Origin of the sequence: Wolbachia endosymbiont (group B) of Xylocampa areola (genome assembly GCF_964028205.1) — a bacterium.
In the GTDB taxonomy this organism is placed as follows: domain Bacteria; phylum Pseudomonadota; class Alphaproteobacteria; order Rickettsiales; family Anaplasmataceae; genus Wolbachia.
Genome location: NZ_OZ034771.1, coordinates 990120 through 1005662, shown reverse-complemented (window position 1 = coordinate 1005662; position 15543 = coordinate 990120). Strand labels below are relative to the sequence as shown.

The window sequence follows — 15543 nt, the reverse complement described above, 5'->3', positions numbered from 1 at the left end:
AAATAATTAGTATAGTAATACGAATGCTAAGTTACATCAATCAATAAACTTACAGTAAATTTTCCATTCTCAGTTATAAGCTCTGCTTCTGTACCCTCAACCCATTCTATCACTTCAGCATTGCAAACTGACTGCAAATCATGCTGAGCAGAATAATTTAACTCATCCTCTTTTACACTCGCTTTTATCATCAACTTTTGTATAAGATGCTTAACTGATACGTTATTATCTGCTTTTATTTTTCTCACAAGGTTTAATATCTGCACGAAATTATCTCCCATTTCTTCAGAATACTTATCATAGATAAGTTCTTCCTTGTTAGGCCAATTACTTTTATTGTGAACGGAGTTATAACTATACAACTGATGATATATTTCCTCTGTAATGTATGGCAAAAATGGTGCAAATAACCGCAAAATAATATTTAGTACATATGCCAAACTCTGTTTCGCACTCATGTTTGCCTCGCTGTCCAATGCATCTCCATATGCACGTTTTTTAACTAACTCTAAGTAATTATCACAAAAATCTTTCCAAAAAAATTCTTCTATTGCGCTCAAAGCTTCGCAGTATTCAAACTGTAATAGGTTGTTCGTCGTTTTTTCTATCACTTTATATAATTTGGACAATATCCACTTATCCATCGTCTCACTGATGGAATTTATGCTCAATGCTTGATGTTTTTCCATAAACATGGAAACAAATTTGCTAGCATTCCAAAGTTTCGTAACAAGTCGTTTGCCAATTTTGAAGATATTTTCAGAGTAGACTGTGTCAACTCCAAGTCTTGAGTTTGCTGCCCAATAGCGTACTACGTCAGCTCCATAGGTTTCAAGCATTACATGAGGAGTGATGATATTACCTTTTGATTTACTCATCTTTTTTTTATCATCAGCCAAACACCAACCACTAATCATGATATTTTTCCACGGCAGTGAATCTGCATGATAATGTGCCTTCAAAATCGTATAAAAAGCCCAAGTTCTTATTATCTCATGGCTTTGGCTGCGCAGATCTGCAGGAAATATCTTATCATACCGATGGCTTGGTAAACCGAGCTCACTGTTTACTGCCAGTGCACTTAATTGAGGAGTGATCGCACTTGTTGCCCAAGTATCCATCACATCTTGATCTGAAGTAACTTCTTCTTTAATATACCCTTTCGGCAAATCTTTGAGTGGATCTACAGGTAAATCCTTTACTTCAGCTAGAATGATTTTGCCTTCTTCTCCCTTACGTTTTGAATACCAAACTGGAAATGGTACACCAAAATAACGCTGTCTTGAGATGCACCAATCCCAACTTAGCCCTTCTATCCACACCTCTATACGTTTACGCATAGATTCTGGATGCCAATTACATTTACTCACTTTATCTAATACTTGAGTTTTTTGCTCTAAAGTCTTGACAAACCATTGATAAGTAGGTAATATTTCAAGCGGCGCACCAGATCTTTCAGCACATTTAACAGAATGAGAAATGCTAGTGCTTTCTATTAAAAGGCCCTTTTCAGTTAGGATTTCAATAATTCTCTTTCTTGCTTCTTTAACTCTTAGGCCATTTACTTCATCGTAGATTCCAGCGTCACGCGCTGGAGCGTGTGTCTCCTCTAATGGCTGGATTCCAGTGTCAAGCACTGGAATGTCACTCCCCTTTGTCATCCCAGTGCCTTGACACTGGGATCTATTATTACCATACACTGAATCTAGACTTATCCTACCATCCTGATCGATAATAATTTTCATCGGCAGACCATGCTTTTGCTGCCAATATATGTCGAGCTCATCACCAAACGTACAGCACATAACAAGCCCAGTACCTTTATCTATTTTAACTTTATCATCAGCTATTATTGGAACTTTTGCTCCTGTTATTGGCACCACGGCTATTTTTCCAATCAGCTGAGTGTAGCGTGCATCTTCTGGATGGCAAAAAACTGCAACACATGCTGGAAGCAACTCAGGCCGTGTAGTTGCAATCTTAATCTGCTCATTTTCTTCAGTGGAAAAAACTATCGTGTTCAAAAATGACTCAAAGACTTTATCCTCTATTTCTGCTTGTGCAATTGCAGTTTTATCGACTGGGTCCCAAAGAATAGGTTGCATTTTTTTGTATGCATACTCTTTATTATATAGATCAATGAATGACATTTGAGAAAGTGCCACAGCTTCTTTACTAATTGTGTGATACTCTAAATTCCAGTCATAACTAATACCGACTGATTTAAACAATTCCTTGAATTCCTGCTTTGACTTCTCAATAACTTCATGGCACATCTCTATAAATTCTTCTCTGCCAACTTCTTTTGCACGGGTTTTATAGGTCTGCTCAACTAACCTTTCAGTGGGAAGCCCATTATCATCAAACCCAATTGGATAAAATACATCTTTCCCCAGCATACGTTGAAACCTTGCAATAAAGTCCGTATGGCAATAGCTAAATATATGACCAATATGCAACTTTCCAGATATCGTTGGTGGAGGCGTATCTATAGTGAAAGTATTATCCTTTTCACCATTCCATTTATAAACTTTACTCCCTTCCCATAATATGTTGTATTTGTCTTCAATTTCCCTAAAGCTATACTTTTCTTCTAACATAAATATTTCTCAGTTTTAAGCTTTAAGTTATCACAATTGAGCAAATACAGCAATTTTAATGTCTGCCATTTAATTTAGCCTTGTTATGATACAAATTTTTCTTGATCTTATAATTTTTAATGTATTACATAATAAATTTTTAGTATTGAGGTTTATTATGCTTAACTTTCATAACTTAAAAGAGCTTATAGATATTCTAAGTAATCCATACTATGTGCCTCACCCAGCAAAAGTAGACTTAGTAGAATTGCTTGAAGACGTGCTGGAATTAAAAGATAAAAAAAGCCCAGAAGAGGCAATAACTACATTGAAAGATAAAATAAGAAATGAACTCAAAAGTGAAATGTCGAATGAACTGAAACAAAAAATAAATACTCAAATCCAGCAGTTACAGCAAGAAAAGAAAATATTAGAAACCAAAAATGAAGCAAATAAACAACTAAAAGAAAAAGCAACATATATCGCTACTGCTAGTACTGGTCTTGCTGTTGGGTTAGTAGTGTATATTACACTTGAACATACAAATAAATTGGACATGTGGTTAATCGTTGTTATAGCAACAGTATCTGCATTCTTAGCTGGTGATTTAATAATGAAACCTAGCTCTCAAGTAAATGGAACACAAGAACCACAAGGAGTAGCAAATAAGAATTCAGTGTAGCTTGATATAGTTTTTTTCATTTCACTGCCTTTCCAAATTTGAAGCAGGTTGTTTGAGCCATAGTACAAAGTAAATATAGTAATTTTACACTAAAATTTTTAGTTTTGTTTCTGTGGGTTAGTTGGTACGAGCCTTGCCTTTAAGAAGATGTAAAATCACAATTATTACGAATAACATTCCACCAATAACTGATATAGCTCCACCCGTAATAAAACAAGCACGTGCCAACATTGATGAAATACTTGGCAGATCTGCAACTTTTCTTAAGGCACCATATCCACCAAGCCAAACAAGTCCAGTAATGTGGAGAAAATGTCCCAAGCTATATGCATAAATCTGTAATCTTACTATGGAGCTTTTTATTTCTTTACAGCCCAATTTTGGTAACAGCCAGTAGACAAAATTCATAAAAGCTATAGTAATACCAACTACAGAACCATGATAATGCGCAGGAATAGTGACATTTCCTTCAATAGTTAGCACTCCAAGCACACCTCCATAAATGAACAATACAAACGAGTGAAGAAGATAATTGCCCTTATCATTGAGCAGAGTTTTTATGTTGCAATACACTAATATTGTTAAAAAGCACGGCAGAACTGCTCCAGCAATTCTCATATGCCAGGTAAAAAACTGTATCAATTCAGCACTATCCGCCGAATAAATAAAGTATATAAACGGCGCACCTACGGTCAAAACTGTGTTTATAAATAGTGGTAAAATGGTAATTTTATTTAGACTAATATAGCGAGCATTCAGTATGATCAAATAAACTAAAAACATTGCTTGAGCAAAGGCAAACTGCAGTAAATGTCCGCCTCCCCAAAAGAGATATTCATAAAATAAATTCTTGTCTGAGTGATATAGACCTGGAGGCATATTTTTATGTGCTAAAACAACACAAAGAAATGATGACACAAGTATAATGACCAGGCCAATTTGTCCGATTGAAAGATATGAGTCTTGTTTATTTGATATGTAGGCTAGAGCTGTATTTATCAATATGCTGGTAATGAAAAGACTGAGTCCAAGTAAAAATAATTTGTTTTGTAATACAGGTATATAGTTACTTTTGATAACTTCAGTATTTGGAACAAATGCAGATATAAACATTAGCAGCATGGAAAGGATTGAGAGAATCCATGAGAAGTTAAACCAATGATTGGTGTTTTTTAAGTTTATGATGAAGAGCAGAGATATTATAGAGCACATCCATACCAAAATTGACAAATTTACGTGTATCACCAGTGCATTATCAAAGATATATTGTGCAGAAGGAATGAGAGAAGAAATAAAAGGCAATCGTAGAAAAATAACAATTATTGACAGCAGTCCAGAACAAGCAAGAGCAAGTACTGCCAAGAATATCCATTGCCTGCAAAGTGAAGCGTTATTTTGTATGTTGAGCATTTATTTTTAGGTACTATAGCATAAGATAGTATACATTTTTCAAATTGATATGAGTAGTTCAAATGAATGACATCACAACAATATCTTTCATCCTGAAAATGCTGCCTGTTTCATATTGGAGTAGTATTACTGACAGCATTAGTTTGAGCTATAGATATTTCTTTTAGTCCATACTTGATAAAAGTTATTACAGTAAGAGAATCTTTACATAATGGTATGACATTACGTTAATGCTTTTGATCCACAATTAAGAACATTTTCGTTGTGATTTACGTTTCTAGTATGTATATTAATGAATCTTGTTTTCACTAAATAATGAAAATAATAATTGTCATGATAATGTTATTGTATAGTAACTATACAATGGCAAGCGAACGAATAAGTTTAGTAGATAAAAAATTATCTCAAGGATATGTAGCTCCAATACTTACAGAAAATAGCGTTATTTTACCAGACAAGCACGGTACCTTATATTCCTTTGATATCGATAACCCAAGAGTTATAAATTGGAAATTATACCTCTCAAGTAGGAAAAAAATTGGTAATATGAGTTTATCGAGCTACAAAGAAAACGTTTTCTTCATAGTGGATAACATTCTACACACAATAGATGCGAAAACAGGAGAGATTCAATGGGAAAAAGAATTAAGAGCTCCGGTAAGAGGGAAAACAGTAGTAATAAACAATAAGTTGGTAGTGTTGACTATTGATAACTATCTGCATGCATTTAGTATAAAAGATGGCAGTTCCATTTGGAATTATCAAAATGGTATAAATGAGGTTCGAGGTTTGTATTCCATCTCACCAGCAATCTCCAATGATAAAATAATAGCACCATTTTCAAATGGTGAATTGATAGCTTTTAATGAAGACGGTAAAAAATTGTGGAGCCAAAAATTGGCTACAAACCTTTTGGATACACAGCTTACAGATGTAACTACTACACCTAGAGTACACGATAATATCTTAATAGCTACGAGCAACTCTTATATTTATAGCATTGACGTAAACTCAGGAAATATTTTATGGTCAAGGCCACTACAAGTAAAAAGTATATCAAACATTGAGTCATATTATAGCCCTCTTATTCCTGCAGAGAAACAAAAAGAAGGCGGAAGAATTTTCATGGTGACTAAAGATAATAAGGTAATTGGCATCGACATACAAAGTGGAAAAACAGTTTGGACATCTGATTTTATAGAGAATGTGCAATTGTTTGTTCCAATTATGTATGCCCATACGCTTTGGGTAACAAGTAATAAAGGTTCAATATTTGCTTTTCCTGGATCTGAAAGTACAGGAAGGGTAATTAAAATACCCGGTAATGTGTTTCATGCTCCAGTATTTACCCATGGTAAGATGTATATAACGACTGAAGGAAATGGTGTTTATTCTTTAGAAAATAGGTTTGTTTTTTATGACTGATTATGATTTGATTATTATAGGTGGTGGTCCAGGTGGTTACAAATGCGCTATTGCTGCTGCAAAACTTGGACTCAAAGTTGCTTGTATAGACAAAAATAGCATTTTTGGTGGCACGTGTTTGCGAGTTGGGTGTATACCATCAAAAGCATTACTCCATTCCTCTTATCAGTATGCTAGCGCGAAAAATAATCTATCAAAACTTGGCATAAAAGTTAAGGATGTAAGTCTCGATTTGAGAGAAATGATAGGCTATAAAGACGCTAGAGTTCAGGAGCTTGGAAAAGGCATAGAATATCTGTTTAACCTTTACAAAATTACTAAGATCAATGGACTTGGAAAAATTACTTCTTTTGATCAAGGCAATCTTGAAGTTTCAGTTGAAGGTAAGGTACTGAAGACAAAAAATATAGTAATTGCAACCGGTTCTGACGTTATTTCTTTGCCAGGAATTAATATCGATGAGAAAAGTATTATTTCATCAACTGGTGCATTGTCTTTAACTGAAGTACCAAAAAAACTTGTCGTAATCGGAGCCGGGGCAATAGGGCTTGAAATGTCTTCTGTATGGAGGAGGCTAGGGTCTGAAGTCACTGTAGTAGAATTTTTTGACAGAATCGCTGCAGCAATTGATGGAGAATTAAGTAAGTCTCTACTTTCTAGTCTACAAAAACAAGGAATAAAATTTTTACTTAGCACTAAAGTTGAGGGAATAAAACAAAGTAGTAACTCTTTGAGTGTGAAAGTTTGCTCTGTAAAAGATAATCAAACAAATACTATAGAGGCGGATAAGGTATTGGTGGCAGCAGGGCGCAAACCATGCTCTGAGGGTCTTGAAAAAATAGAAAAAGACAGTCGTGGCTTTATTAAAGTCAACAATAGTTATGAAACCAACGTAAAAGGAATATTTGCTATTGGTGATGTGATTGGTGGAGCAATGCTTGCTCACAAAGCTGAGGAAGAAGGGGTGGCAGTTGCAGAGATACTAGCAAGGCAATTGCCTCACGTTGATTATGAAATCATACCGTCAGTCATTTACACCCACCCTGCAGTTTCTTCAATCGGTAAAACTGAAGAAGAACTAAAAAGTGCTGGTCGAAAGTATAAAGTTGGTAAATGTCAATTTGCTGCAAACGGTAGAGCAAAAGTCACTGACGATGCTGAGGGATTCGTGAAAGTTCTGACTTGTAGTAAAGCAGATACAATACTCGGTGTACATATCATAGGAGCATACGCTGATACGCTAATCAATGAAGCAGCGGTTGCAATGGCATATGGTGCAGCAGCAGAGGATATATACAGAATTTGTCACTCTCATCCTGATATAAATGAAGCCTTTAGGGATGCGTGCATCGATGCTTTCTTTAAAAAGTAACTGTGGACCTCGGTTCAATCATTGAAAAATGGTATGATTGGCTAAAGTACAACAGGTCTTACTCACCAAACACTTTGGAGTCATACATGAGGGACCTCAAGGATCTTATAAGTTTCCTAAATACTCACATTGGTGAAGAAGTAAATGTTGGCTCTTTAGAAAAATTAAGCATACCTGAACTGAGAAGTTGGTTTACCTCTCGTTATGCAAGAGGTGTAAATGCGAGATCTAACACTCGCGCATTGTCAGTAATCAGAAATTTTTTCAAATATATAAAAAACAATTATGAAATAAATAATGAAGCGGTATTTTCTTTATCAAGGCCAATTCAGAGAAGAACTCTACCTAAAGCACTTTCAATATCTAACATAGAAACTCTATTGAAAGAAATGAAATTGCCTGATCTAGGCGAGCCTTGGGTGGTAAAAAGAGAAATTGCAATTGTCGTTCTGCTATATGGTACGGGCTTAAGAATCACTGAAGCACTGAATCTTAAGGTTAGTGATATTAGCAATGAAAGTTTAATAGTAACAGGTAAGGGAGATAAACAAAGGCAGGTATTTATTCTTCCAGTAGTAAAAAAGTGTATACAAAAATATATAAAAGCTTGTCCCCACTTTGACGAAGCGGGACATCTTTTTGTCGGGGTAAGAGGAAAAAAATTGGGAAGAACTTATGTTGCTAATCGTTTGCAAAAAATAAGAAGATTTTTAAACTTACCAGAAATTTTATCTCCACATGCATTTCGCCATAGTTTTGCTACTCATTTGCTTCAGGAAGATATTGACATAAGATCAATACAACAGCTGCTTGGCCACTCAAGCCTTGAAACTACTCAAGTTTACACTCACCTAAATTATCAAGATGTCTTCAATATGTATAAAAACTTTCAGAAGAGTTTGAATAAAAAATCGAAATCTTAACTTCGTCTTAAATCGATAATATTGCCGAACTGAGTGCTTGCAACATCATTCAGTACTGTACTTGCTTTATATAAGCAATAGTGACCAGCAGAGAAGAAAGCAAAAACGTTTTGCAAAAGGTTATGAATGAAAGAGAATAGACAGCAGAATTTAAATTAGAAGCTATGTAAAGAAACAAGTCAAGCAAATAGCAAAAGAGCTAGGCTCTGTGTACAAAATGTTAGCAGGTCAAATTAATTGAGGACGGGGATTTGCGACTAAAGTTCATGCACTTGTTGACGTACTGGGAAACCCATTCAAATTTATTTTGACCTCAGGCTAGAGGAACAAAATTACTCAGTTGACTAAAAATGTCTCTAGCTACACTATATGGCTTCTTTAAAATTTTGTTTACAGAGCCTAGAAAGAAAGCTGAGGAAAAGTAGAGGTTACCTTTACATATGAACTACATCTCAACCTGATATTGTCGTTCCTAATATGTTGGATTTCTTGCATAACTCGAATTCAAAAGTTGATGTCATTCCAGCGCGTGACACTGGAATCCAGATATTGGGTTCCAGCTGGGATGACACCTGTTTATGCAAGAAATCTATTGAAAATTGAGTTAAACTAAAAATTCAGTTTGACACACTTTTGTTAAACATTTTTGGGACGTTAAAATAAACAGATAAATAATTTTCTCTTAAGCTACTTCAACACTTTCATCATGGGTTAAAAGCAACTCCACAAGCTCTTGATTATCAGTTACATAATCCAATGCTGTCTTTCCCTCATTATTTTTAGCGTTAACGTCAGCACCTTGTTCTACAAAATATCTTACCACAGCAACTTTTTCCTTGACAGTAGCACAGTGTAATGGAGTATTACCACCTTTATCCATAGCATCAACATAAGCACCTTCTCGAATCAGGTATGCTGCAATATCGTAACTTCCAAACAAAGCAGAATAGTGTAATGGAGTTCTATCATGTCCATCTTTAGCATCAACATAAGCACCTTTGTCAATCAAGCATTTTACTATGCTCAGTTTTCCACTATGTACAGCACAGTGTAATGGAGTACCACTCCGAAACAGTTCCACAGCATTAGCGTTAACGTTAGCGCATTTATTCACTAAGCATTTCACAACATTCAGCTTTCCATCATAAGCAGCAACATGTAGCGCAGTAACACCATATTTGTTTTTAGTGTTAACATCAGCACCTTTATCAATAAGATGTTTAACAATATCTAACTCTCTAATAACAGCTACATATAATGGGGTGTTGCCATCTTCATCTTTAGCGTCAATATCAGCACCCTTATCGATCAGTAGCTTTACCATATCAAATCCTCCACTCTCGATAGCCCAGTATAATGGAGTTCTATCATGTCCATCTTTAGCATCAACATTAGCACCTTTGCTGATCAGGCATTTCACCATATCCATCTCTTCCCTTATAGCAGCCAGATGCAATGGAGAAAAACCATATCCATTTTTAGCATTAATGATTTCGTAAAGCTTATCCGGATGTTTGTCCTCTATATGCGTTAGTATGGTTTCAATTATTTCATAATCATTACTTTCAACAAGTAGATGTAAATTAGTATCCTTTATGGGAAAAATAAGCTCAAAGTTAGGATAGCGTTGATATACCCAAATATGATTAAAATAAAAATTATCAATCAACCTACTGTACTTACTTGCATATTTCCAAGTGGATGCAATATGAATCACACTGTATTGTGTTATACTACCGGTATTTGTCAAATCCAGACCTCCTCTTAAGGCTTCTTCTTCTCGTTTTAACTGACTATTTATCAATTCCAGAGCTTTCCTAAGAACTTCTTCCTCTCTACCTTTCTCTTGCAATTCTAATCTTGTTACTTTTTGTACTAGCCTGTGGATATTTACTACTCCTTCCCTTAATTTAATCATTGAATATCGATTAAGTAACTCAACAGCATTCCAAAGCTTTGCCTTATCATCTGTTATTAATTTTGAAAAAATTTCTTTGATGCAGATATTGTCAGGAGCAAGATAGGCCATTATTTCAAGAATGCTTAATGCTTCAAAGCCATATTCCTTGCATATATATGTCATCGTGACATTCCAAGTTGTTAAAACTGTTTTAGTATAACGATCTTCATTTTCATAAACTCCTTTCTTAAGCAATTCACCTGCATTTTGTTGATACTCTTTTAAGTAATCACTTATTTTAAATCTCTTATCACCCCTTAATCTTGATTCCTCATTTCGATCTTGAATATATACAACTGCTTGTCCTAAAGCTAATGGAAAATATTGTAATTCTCTTGTTAGCTCTTCTATTTCCCTATCCTGTAAATTGTTCTCTATGTTCAAAGCTTTTCTAACAAATTCTAAAGCTTCTACTTCACCAAACTCATCTAATTGTATTACTTTTATATCACCTTCTCCTCTCACATTCCACTTACAGTCACGAGAAGTAATTAAAACATAAGGTTTTTTATGCCTAGGATGTAAAGATGAAGGTAAAAACCTTTTAATACCTTTATATCCCTCAGCATTATCAAAAATGAATAGGCTTTTCCTTCCCCTTCTTGCAAAAAAAGCATATATTTCTTCAACAATAGCTTCTATCGTTTTGTCCCTTCCGTGCTTATCTTTGGGAGGAATGCCTAATCTATCATCCCCAGCTAACCTCAAGAAAGAATTTTTCATATCTTCAAAGTTTTCAGCGTTTATCCATATAACATTGCCACCATAGTACTTTCCATACTTGTAAGCATATTTCCTAGCTAACTCACTTTTTCCCACTCCTCCAAGACCACTAATAGTAGCAACCTGCGATATCACCGCTTGCCTGCCCGTACTCCTTTGTAGTGCGTTATGTAAGGCTTTTAATTCACTACTTCTACCAGTAAACGTTTTAACTGGATACCTCATATTAAACCAAATAGGTTCTTTACGTGCTTGCTGATTATTTAATACTTCTCCTATCTCATCAACCTTTCTTTCTATTCTCTCTACTCCTTGTTCTATCTTACCTAAAGTACTAGCCCATAGCTCCACTTCTCGAAAAAGCTCTTCTCCCTCTTTGTGCGAAAAAGGACGCGCTTTTATATCTTTTACCCAGTCTGATATTTTTTTTAGAAGATCATTACAAAAGATTTGATTGTCACCAGTATAGCCAAACTTTTTGTTCAACTTACTACTCAACTCACCTAGCAATAATTCTCTTAGCTGAGCTTCATGGGGTAAGTTAACGACGAACACCAGTTCATTTAAAAAGTCCTCTATCTCTTTATTGCTGACTTCCTTACCTATCTTACGCTTTATAAAATCCATATTTTGTTTCAAGTATTGAGCAATACTACCATCTGAATCACTAATTCTATATTTTGCACTATCACCTATATCCAGAAACTCATCTTTTGTGTCTATTCTTACAAATGAAAGTTCTTTTCCTTTATTTTCTCCACTTAACATTGCTCTTAGATTTCTTACTTCGTGTTGTATTGAATATGGTGAATCAAGATCCATATTCGTAGCAAAAAGAAAATGCTTTGTTCCACCACTAAACTTTGCATTATTTTTGATCTTTAAATAAGCAATAAAGTATTTCAACAAATTAAACTCACCACTCTTTGTTAATAAGCTACCTACACTGATTTTTTCAGTTCCATCTTGGTTGTGTTTGACTTGCACAAACCTATGTATTGTTGTTTTATTTTGCTTACATTGGAGAACAACATCATCAAAGCCTGCAGCTGACTTAAATTCTGTATCTAGGAGGAAAGGACATTTTTTATCCATCACACGCATGAGAAATAATATGAGCCACAACTCTTGATAGTCAATACCATGGCGAGAGCATTTTGACCCCCAAGCAGGATAAGTTTCAGGCATCCTCAACCTCACATAATTTTAAAAACAGTACCAACAAATGGTAAAAAAGTTATATGTCATGATATACAGATATCGTAACAAAGACCTTGGAATATCTACGAGATGTGCTGTTATGTAAATAAAAAAATGTGACTAATTACTTAATTTTTCATTTAAAATTGAATTCACGACATCAGGGCTGGCTTTTCCCTTGGTAAGTTTCATGACTTCGCCGACAAAGAATCCGTATAGTTTTGTTTTACCGCTTTTGTATTCTTGAACTTTATCTTGGTTGCTATTGATGATTGTGTCGATAACTTCTGCTATTTGACCTCTATCGGTTATTTGTTTTAGGTCCTGCTCTTCTATGATGAGAGATGCCGGTTTGCCAGTTTCAAACATAATATCAAAAACTTGTTTGCCAAGTTTAGCAGAGATCGTTCCATCGACGATAAAGTCGAGGAGCTCGGATAAAGCATCTGCTTTAATTGGAGAGCTAACAATATCAATATTTGTTTTATTTAAACGACCGAAAAGCTCGACGGTTAACCAGGTAACTGCAATCTTTGAATCATGCTTTTTTGCTAATTTTTCAAAATAATCGGCAATTTCTTTATCAGAAGTGATAACGTCTGCATCATATTCATTGATACCTAATTCCTCTATGTATCGAAGTTTTTTTTGATCTGGCAACTCGGGTAAAGATGATTTAATAGAATCAATTTTGTCTTGGTTTATTTCAACAGGTAGCAAATCAGGTTCAGGGAAATATCTATAGTCACTTGAATCTTCTTTGCTTCTCATCACTTTTGTTTTTCCTAAAGTGACATCAAACAATAAGGTATCTTGACTTATTTCTCCTCCGCTTTCCAAAATTTTGATCTGCCTTTGTGCTTCATAATCTATAGCTTGTACAATATAACGTATTGAATTTAAGTTTTTTATTTCACAACGAGTGCCAAATGTGCTACTACCCTTTGGGCGAACAGAAACATTTGCATCACAGCGAAGTGACCCCTTTTCCATATCACCATCACATGAACCGATGTAACGCAAAATCTGCCTCAATTTTTTCATGAATTCTGCAGCTTCTGCAGATGAACGAAGATCTGGCTCTGAAACAATTTCCATTAAAGCAACACCTGCACGATTTAAATCTATGTAAGTTTTGCTTTCTTCATGAATACTCTTTCCTGCATCTTGCTCTAAGTGAATTCTTGCGATTCTTATTTCTTTTTCATTATTATTGATAAAAACTTTGCCATTTTTAACTATTGGCTCAAAGAACTGGGTTATTTGATAACCTTGTGGTAAATCGGGATAAAAATAATTTTTCCGGTCAAAGTAAGAGCATTTATTAATTTCTGCAGAAATTGCAAGTCCGGTGCATATTGCTTGCTCTATGCAGCTATAATTTAATACTGGTAGTGTACCTGGCATTGCTGCATCAACTAGAGAAACTTGAGTATTGTGCTCAGTGCCAAATTCCGTTAGTGAACTAGAAAATAGCTTTGTCTTAGAAGAAACCTGAGCGTGTACCTCAAGTCCAATTACTGTCTCCCAGTTTTCTTTTGTCATGTATTTTATTCAATTAATAACTTTATATTCTGCAAACTAGCACAAAAAGTCAAATAAAACTCATTTAACCTATGATCCAAGAGCGGTGTATATCAATAATATAAGAGTTACTACAGTTTCTATTGACTAGGCTGTTATATAATAAAGTTAAGTGCTGCCAAAAAATATCTATAGTAGGCCAAAACATAATTTTGATGGCAACTGATTAGCTAACAAATTTATAAACATCAGTATATAGTTCATCAATGCCTGGCTCTTTACTATTTTTAGCAAAATCTTCTGACTTTTTTACTAAATCTCGTATTTCCTTATCAATAGCTTTGCATTCTTCATCAGAAGCGATTTTATTGTCTGTTATATACTGCTTTAGGGTGCTTATAGGATCATGATTTTGCTTCATATCTTCAACTTCTTCTTTTGAGCGATAAGTAGCAGGATCTGACATCGAATGGCCACGATATCGATATGTCTTCATTTCAAGCAAGAGAGGTCCTTTTCCCCCACGTACGTGCTCAGCTATTTCACTTGTTACCTCATAGACAGAGAAAAAATCCATTCCATCAACTTGTTTTCCAGGAATACCAAAACTCTCTCCTCTTTTATATAGTTCAGTTACTAAAGTTGATCTTTGCACAGAAGTTCCCATTGCGTATTCGTTATTTTCTATGATATAAACCACAGGTAACTTCCACAAAGATGCCATATTAAATGATTCATATACTTGTCCTTGATTTGCAGCACCGTCACCAAAATATGTGAATACAACGTTATCTTTTTTCTTGTATTTATTAGCAAATGCTATTCCTGTACCAATTGGGACTTGTGCACCTACTATTCCATGTCCACCAAAGAAATTTTTTTCAACATCAAATATGTGCATGGAGCCACCTTTACCTTTTGAACACCCTGTTTCTTTGCCGTTTAGTTCTGCCATCACAACATTTGGATCAGAATTACATGCAAGCATTAAGCCATGGTCTCTATAGCTTGTGATAAAAGCATCACCAGGTTTTGATGCAGCTTGAGTCCCAACTGCAACTGCTTCTTGCCCTATTGATAAGTGACAGAATCCGCCTATTAATCCCATTCCGTATAATTGTCCTGCTTTTTCCTCAAATCTGCGTATTAGAAGCATTTTTCTGTAGAACCCAATCACTTGCTCTTTAGTGAAATTTCCTGCTTTCATATTGACTTTCTTTTATTAAACTGAGATCATACCAGAAATCTTTAACATTTTATAATACTATCTATATGGACTACTATCACTGGCTTGAAGCTTTTCACGTTATCTCTGTAATTATGTGGGTGGCAGGTATGCTCTATTTGCCAAGGCTTTATGTTTACCATGCATCTGTAAAACCAGGGTCAGAAAATGACAGCTTACTTCAAATAATGGAGAAGAGACTCCTTAGATATATCATAAACCCTGCAATGCTTTTCTCCCTTAGTTTTGGAATTATGCTAATGATTATTAGGGAAGCATATCGCGAAGGGTGGTTTCATGTAAAAGCGCTAGCATTATTCTTAATGTTTGCTATTCATGTCCTACTTGCAAAGCATAGGAAAAATTTTGCAGTGGGCTTGAATAAGAAAACTCACGTTTATTTTCGTGTTTTAAACGAAGCAGTAACAGTGTTAATAATAATTATAGTTATTATGGTTATTGTAAAACCTTTTTGATTTTCTAGCCTAATGATGAACCATTGAATGGAGTATAAGAATTG

At 34.9% G+C, this 15543-nt stretch carries 11 protein-coding genes; 6 read left to right on the top strand and 5 right to left on the bottom strand.

Annotated elements, in window-relative coordinates; translation table 11 throughout:
• Positions 1 to 26: 26 nt before the first annotated feature.
• Positions 27 to 2600 carry a valine--tRNA ligase gene (locus ABWU35_RS04890; RefSeq protein WP_264685459.1) on the bottom strand — a complete coding sequence of 858 codons (2574 nt, stop codon included), beginning with the start codon at positions 2598 to 2600 and terminating at the stop codon, positions 27 to 29.
• Positions 2601 to 2757: 157 nt separating this feature from the next.
• Between ABWU35_RS04890 and ABWU35_RS04885 the strand changes: the two genes are divergently transcribed.
• Positions 2758 to 3261, top strand: coding sequence for a hypothetical protein (locus ABWU35_RS04885; RefSeq protein WP_007302751.1), 504 nt, complete (start codon positions 2758 to 2760; stop codon positions 3259 to 3261).
• Positions 3262 to 3378: 117 nt separating this feature from the next.
• On the opposite strand, the gene ABWU35_RS04880 is transcribed toward ABWU35_RS04885, so the two are convergent.
• Positions 3379 to 4581 (bottom strand): cbb3-type cytochrome c oxidase subunit I, encoded by a 1203-nt coding sequence (locus ABWU35_RS04880; protein ID WP_231834429.1) that lies wholly within the window; start codon positions 4579 to 4581, stop codon positions 3379 to 3381.
• On the opposite strand from ABWU35_RS04880, the gene ABWU35_RS04875 reads away from it, so the two are divergent.
• From ABWU35_RS04875 to ABWU35_RS04860, 4 genes are all read left to right on the top strand, one after another.
• The gene (locus tag ABWU35_RS04875) at positions 4502 to 4681 is read left to right on the top strand and encodes a hypothetical protein (RefSeq protein WP_230440362.1); all 180 of its coding nucleotides are present in this window, start codon (positions 4502 to 4504) and stop codon (positions 4679 to 4681) included. The two genes, ABWU35_RS04880 and ABWU35_RS04875, sit on opposite strands and share 80 nt — an antisense overlap.
• A gap of 305 nt (positions 4682 to 4986) precedes the next feature.
• Positions 4987 to 6096 (top strand): PQQ-binding-like beta-propeller repeat protein, encoded by a 1110-nt coding sequence (locus tag ABWU35_RS04870; RefSeq protein ID WP_007302753.1) that lies wholly within the window; start codon positions 4987 to 4989, stop codon positions 6094 to 6096.
• Entirely contained in the window at positions 6089 to 7468 is a 1380-nt protein-coding gene (gene lpdA, locus ABWU35_RS04865) for a dihydrolipoyl dehydrogenase (RefSeq protein ID WP_007302754.1), read from the top strand. The genes ABWU35_RS04870 and lpdA overlap by 8 nt, the downstream gene beginning before the upstream one ends.
• Positions 7469 to 7470: 2 nt before the next feature.
• Positions 7471 to 8391, top strand: coding sequence for a tyrosine-type recombinase/integrase (locus ABWU35_RS04860; protein WP_010401376.1), 921 nt, complete (start codon positions 7471 to 7473; stop codon positions 8389 to 8391).
• A gap of 682 nt (positions 8392 to 9073) precedes the next feature.
• Here ABWU35_RS04860 and ABWU35_RS04855 read toward each other — a convergent pair.
• From ABWU35_RS04855 to pdhA, 3 genes are all read right to left on the bottom strand, one after another.
• Positions 9074 to 12262 (bottom strand): ankyrin repeat domain-containing protein, encoded by a 3189-nt coding sequence (locus ABWU35_RS04855; RefSeq protein ID WP_264685460.1) that lies wholly within the window; start codon positions 12260 to 12262, stop codon positions 9074 to 9076.
• 132 nt (positions 12263 to 12394) lie between these two features.
• Positions 12395 to 13819 (bottom strand): Asp-tRNA(Asn)/Glu-tRNA(Gln) amidotransferase subunit GatB, encoded by a 1425-nt coding sequence (gene gatB, locus ABWU35_RS04850; protein ID WP_264685461.1) that lies wholly within the window; start codon positions 13817 to 13819, stop codon positions 12395 to 12397.
• Positions 13820 to 14024: 205 nt separating this feature from the next.
• Positions 14025 to 15005, bottom strand: a complete 981-nt coding sequence (pdhA, locus tag ABWU35_RS04845; RefSeq protein ID WP_052264837.1) for a pyruvate dehydrogenase (acetyl-transferring) E1 component subunit alpha — start codon at positions 15003 to 15005, stop codon at positions 14025 to 14027.
• A gap of 65 nt (positions 15006 to 15070) precedes the next feature.
• On the opposite strand from pdhA, the gene hemJ reads away from it, so the two are divergent.
• Entirely contained in the window at positions 15071 to 15499 is a 429-nt protein-coding gene (gene hemJ / locus ABWU35_RS04840; RefSeq protein ID WP_012481732.1) for a protoporphyrinogen oxidase HemJ, read from the top strand.
• Positions 15500 to 15543 lie beyond the last annotated feature (44 nt).

Coding starts and splice junctions, on each gene's coding strand:
- ABWU35_RS04885 (WP_007302751.1), top strand. CDS start 2,758: ATGCTTAACTTTCATAACTTAAAAGAGCTTATAGATATTCTAAGTAAT.
- pdhA (WP_052264837.1), bottom strand. CDS start 15,005: ATGAAAGCAGGAAATTTCACTAAAGAGCAAGTGATTGGGTTCTACAGA.
- ABWU35_RS04855 (WP_264685460.1), bottom strand. CDS start 12,262: ATGCCTGAAACTTATCCTGCTTGGGGGTCAAAATGCTCTCGCCATGGT.
- hemJ (WP_012481732.1), top strand. CDS start 15,071: ATGGACTACTATCACTGGCTTGAAGCTTTTCACGTTATCTCTGTAATT.
- ABWU35_RS04870 (WP_007302753.1), top strand. CDS start 4,987: ATGAAAATAATAATTGTCATGATAATGTTATTGTATAGTAACTATACA.
- ABWU35_RS04890 (WP_264685459.1), bottom strand. CDS start 2,600: ATGTTAGAAGAAAAGTATAGCTTTAGGGAAATTGAAGACAAATACAAC.
- gatB (WP_264685461.1), bottom strand. CDS start 13,819: ATGACAAAAGAAAACTGGGAGACAGTAATTGGACTTGAGGTACACGCT.
- lpdA (WP_007302754.1), top strand. CDS start 6,089: ATGACTGATTATGATTTGATTATTATAGGTGGTGGTCCAGGTGGTTAC.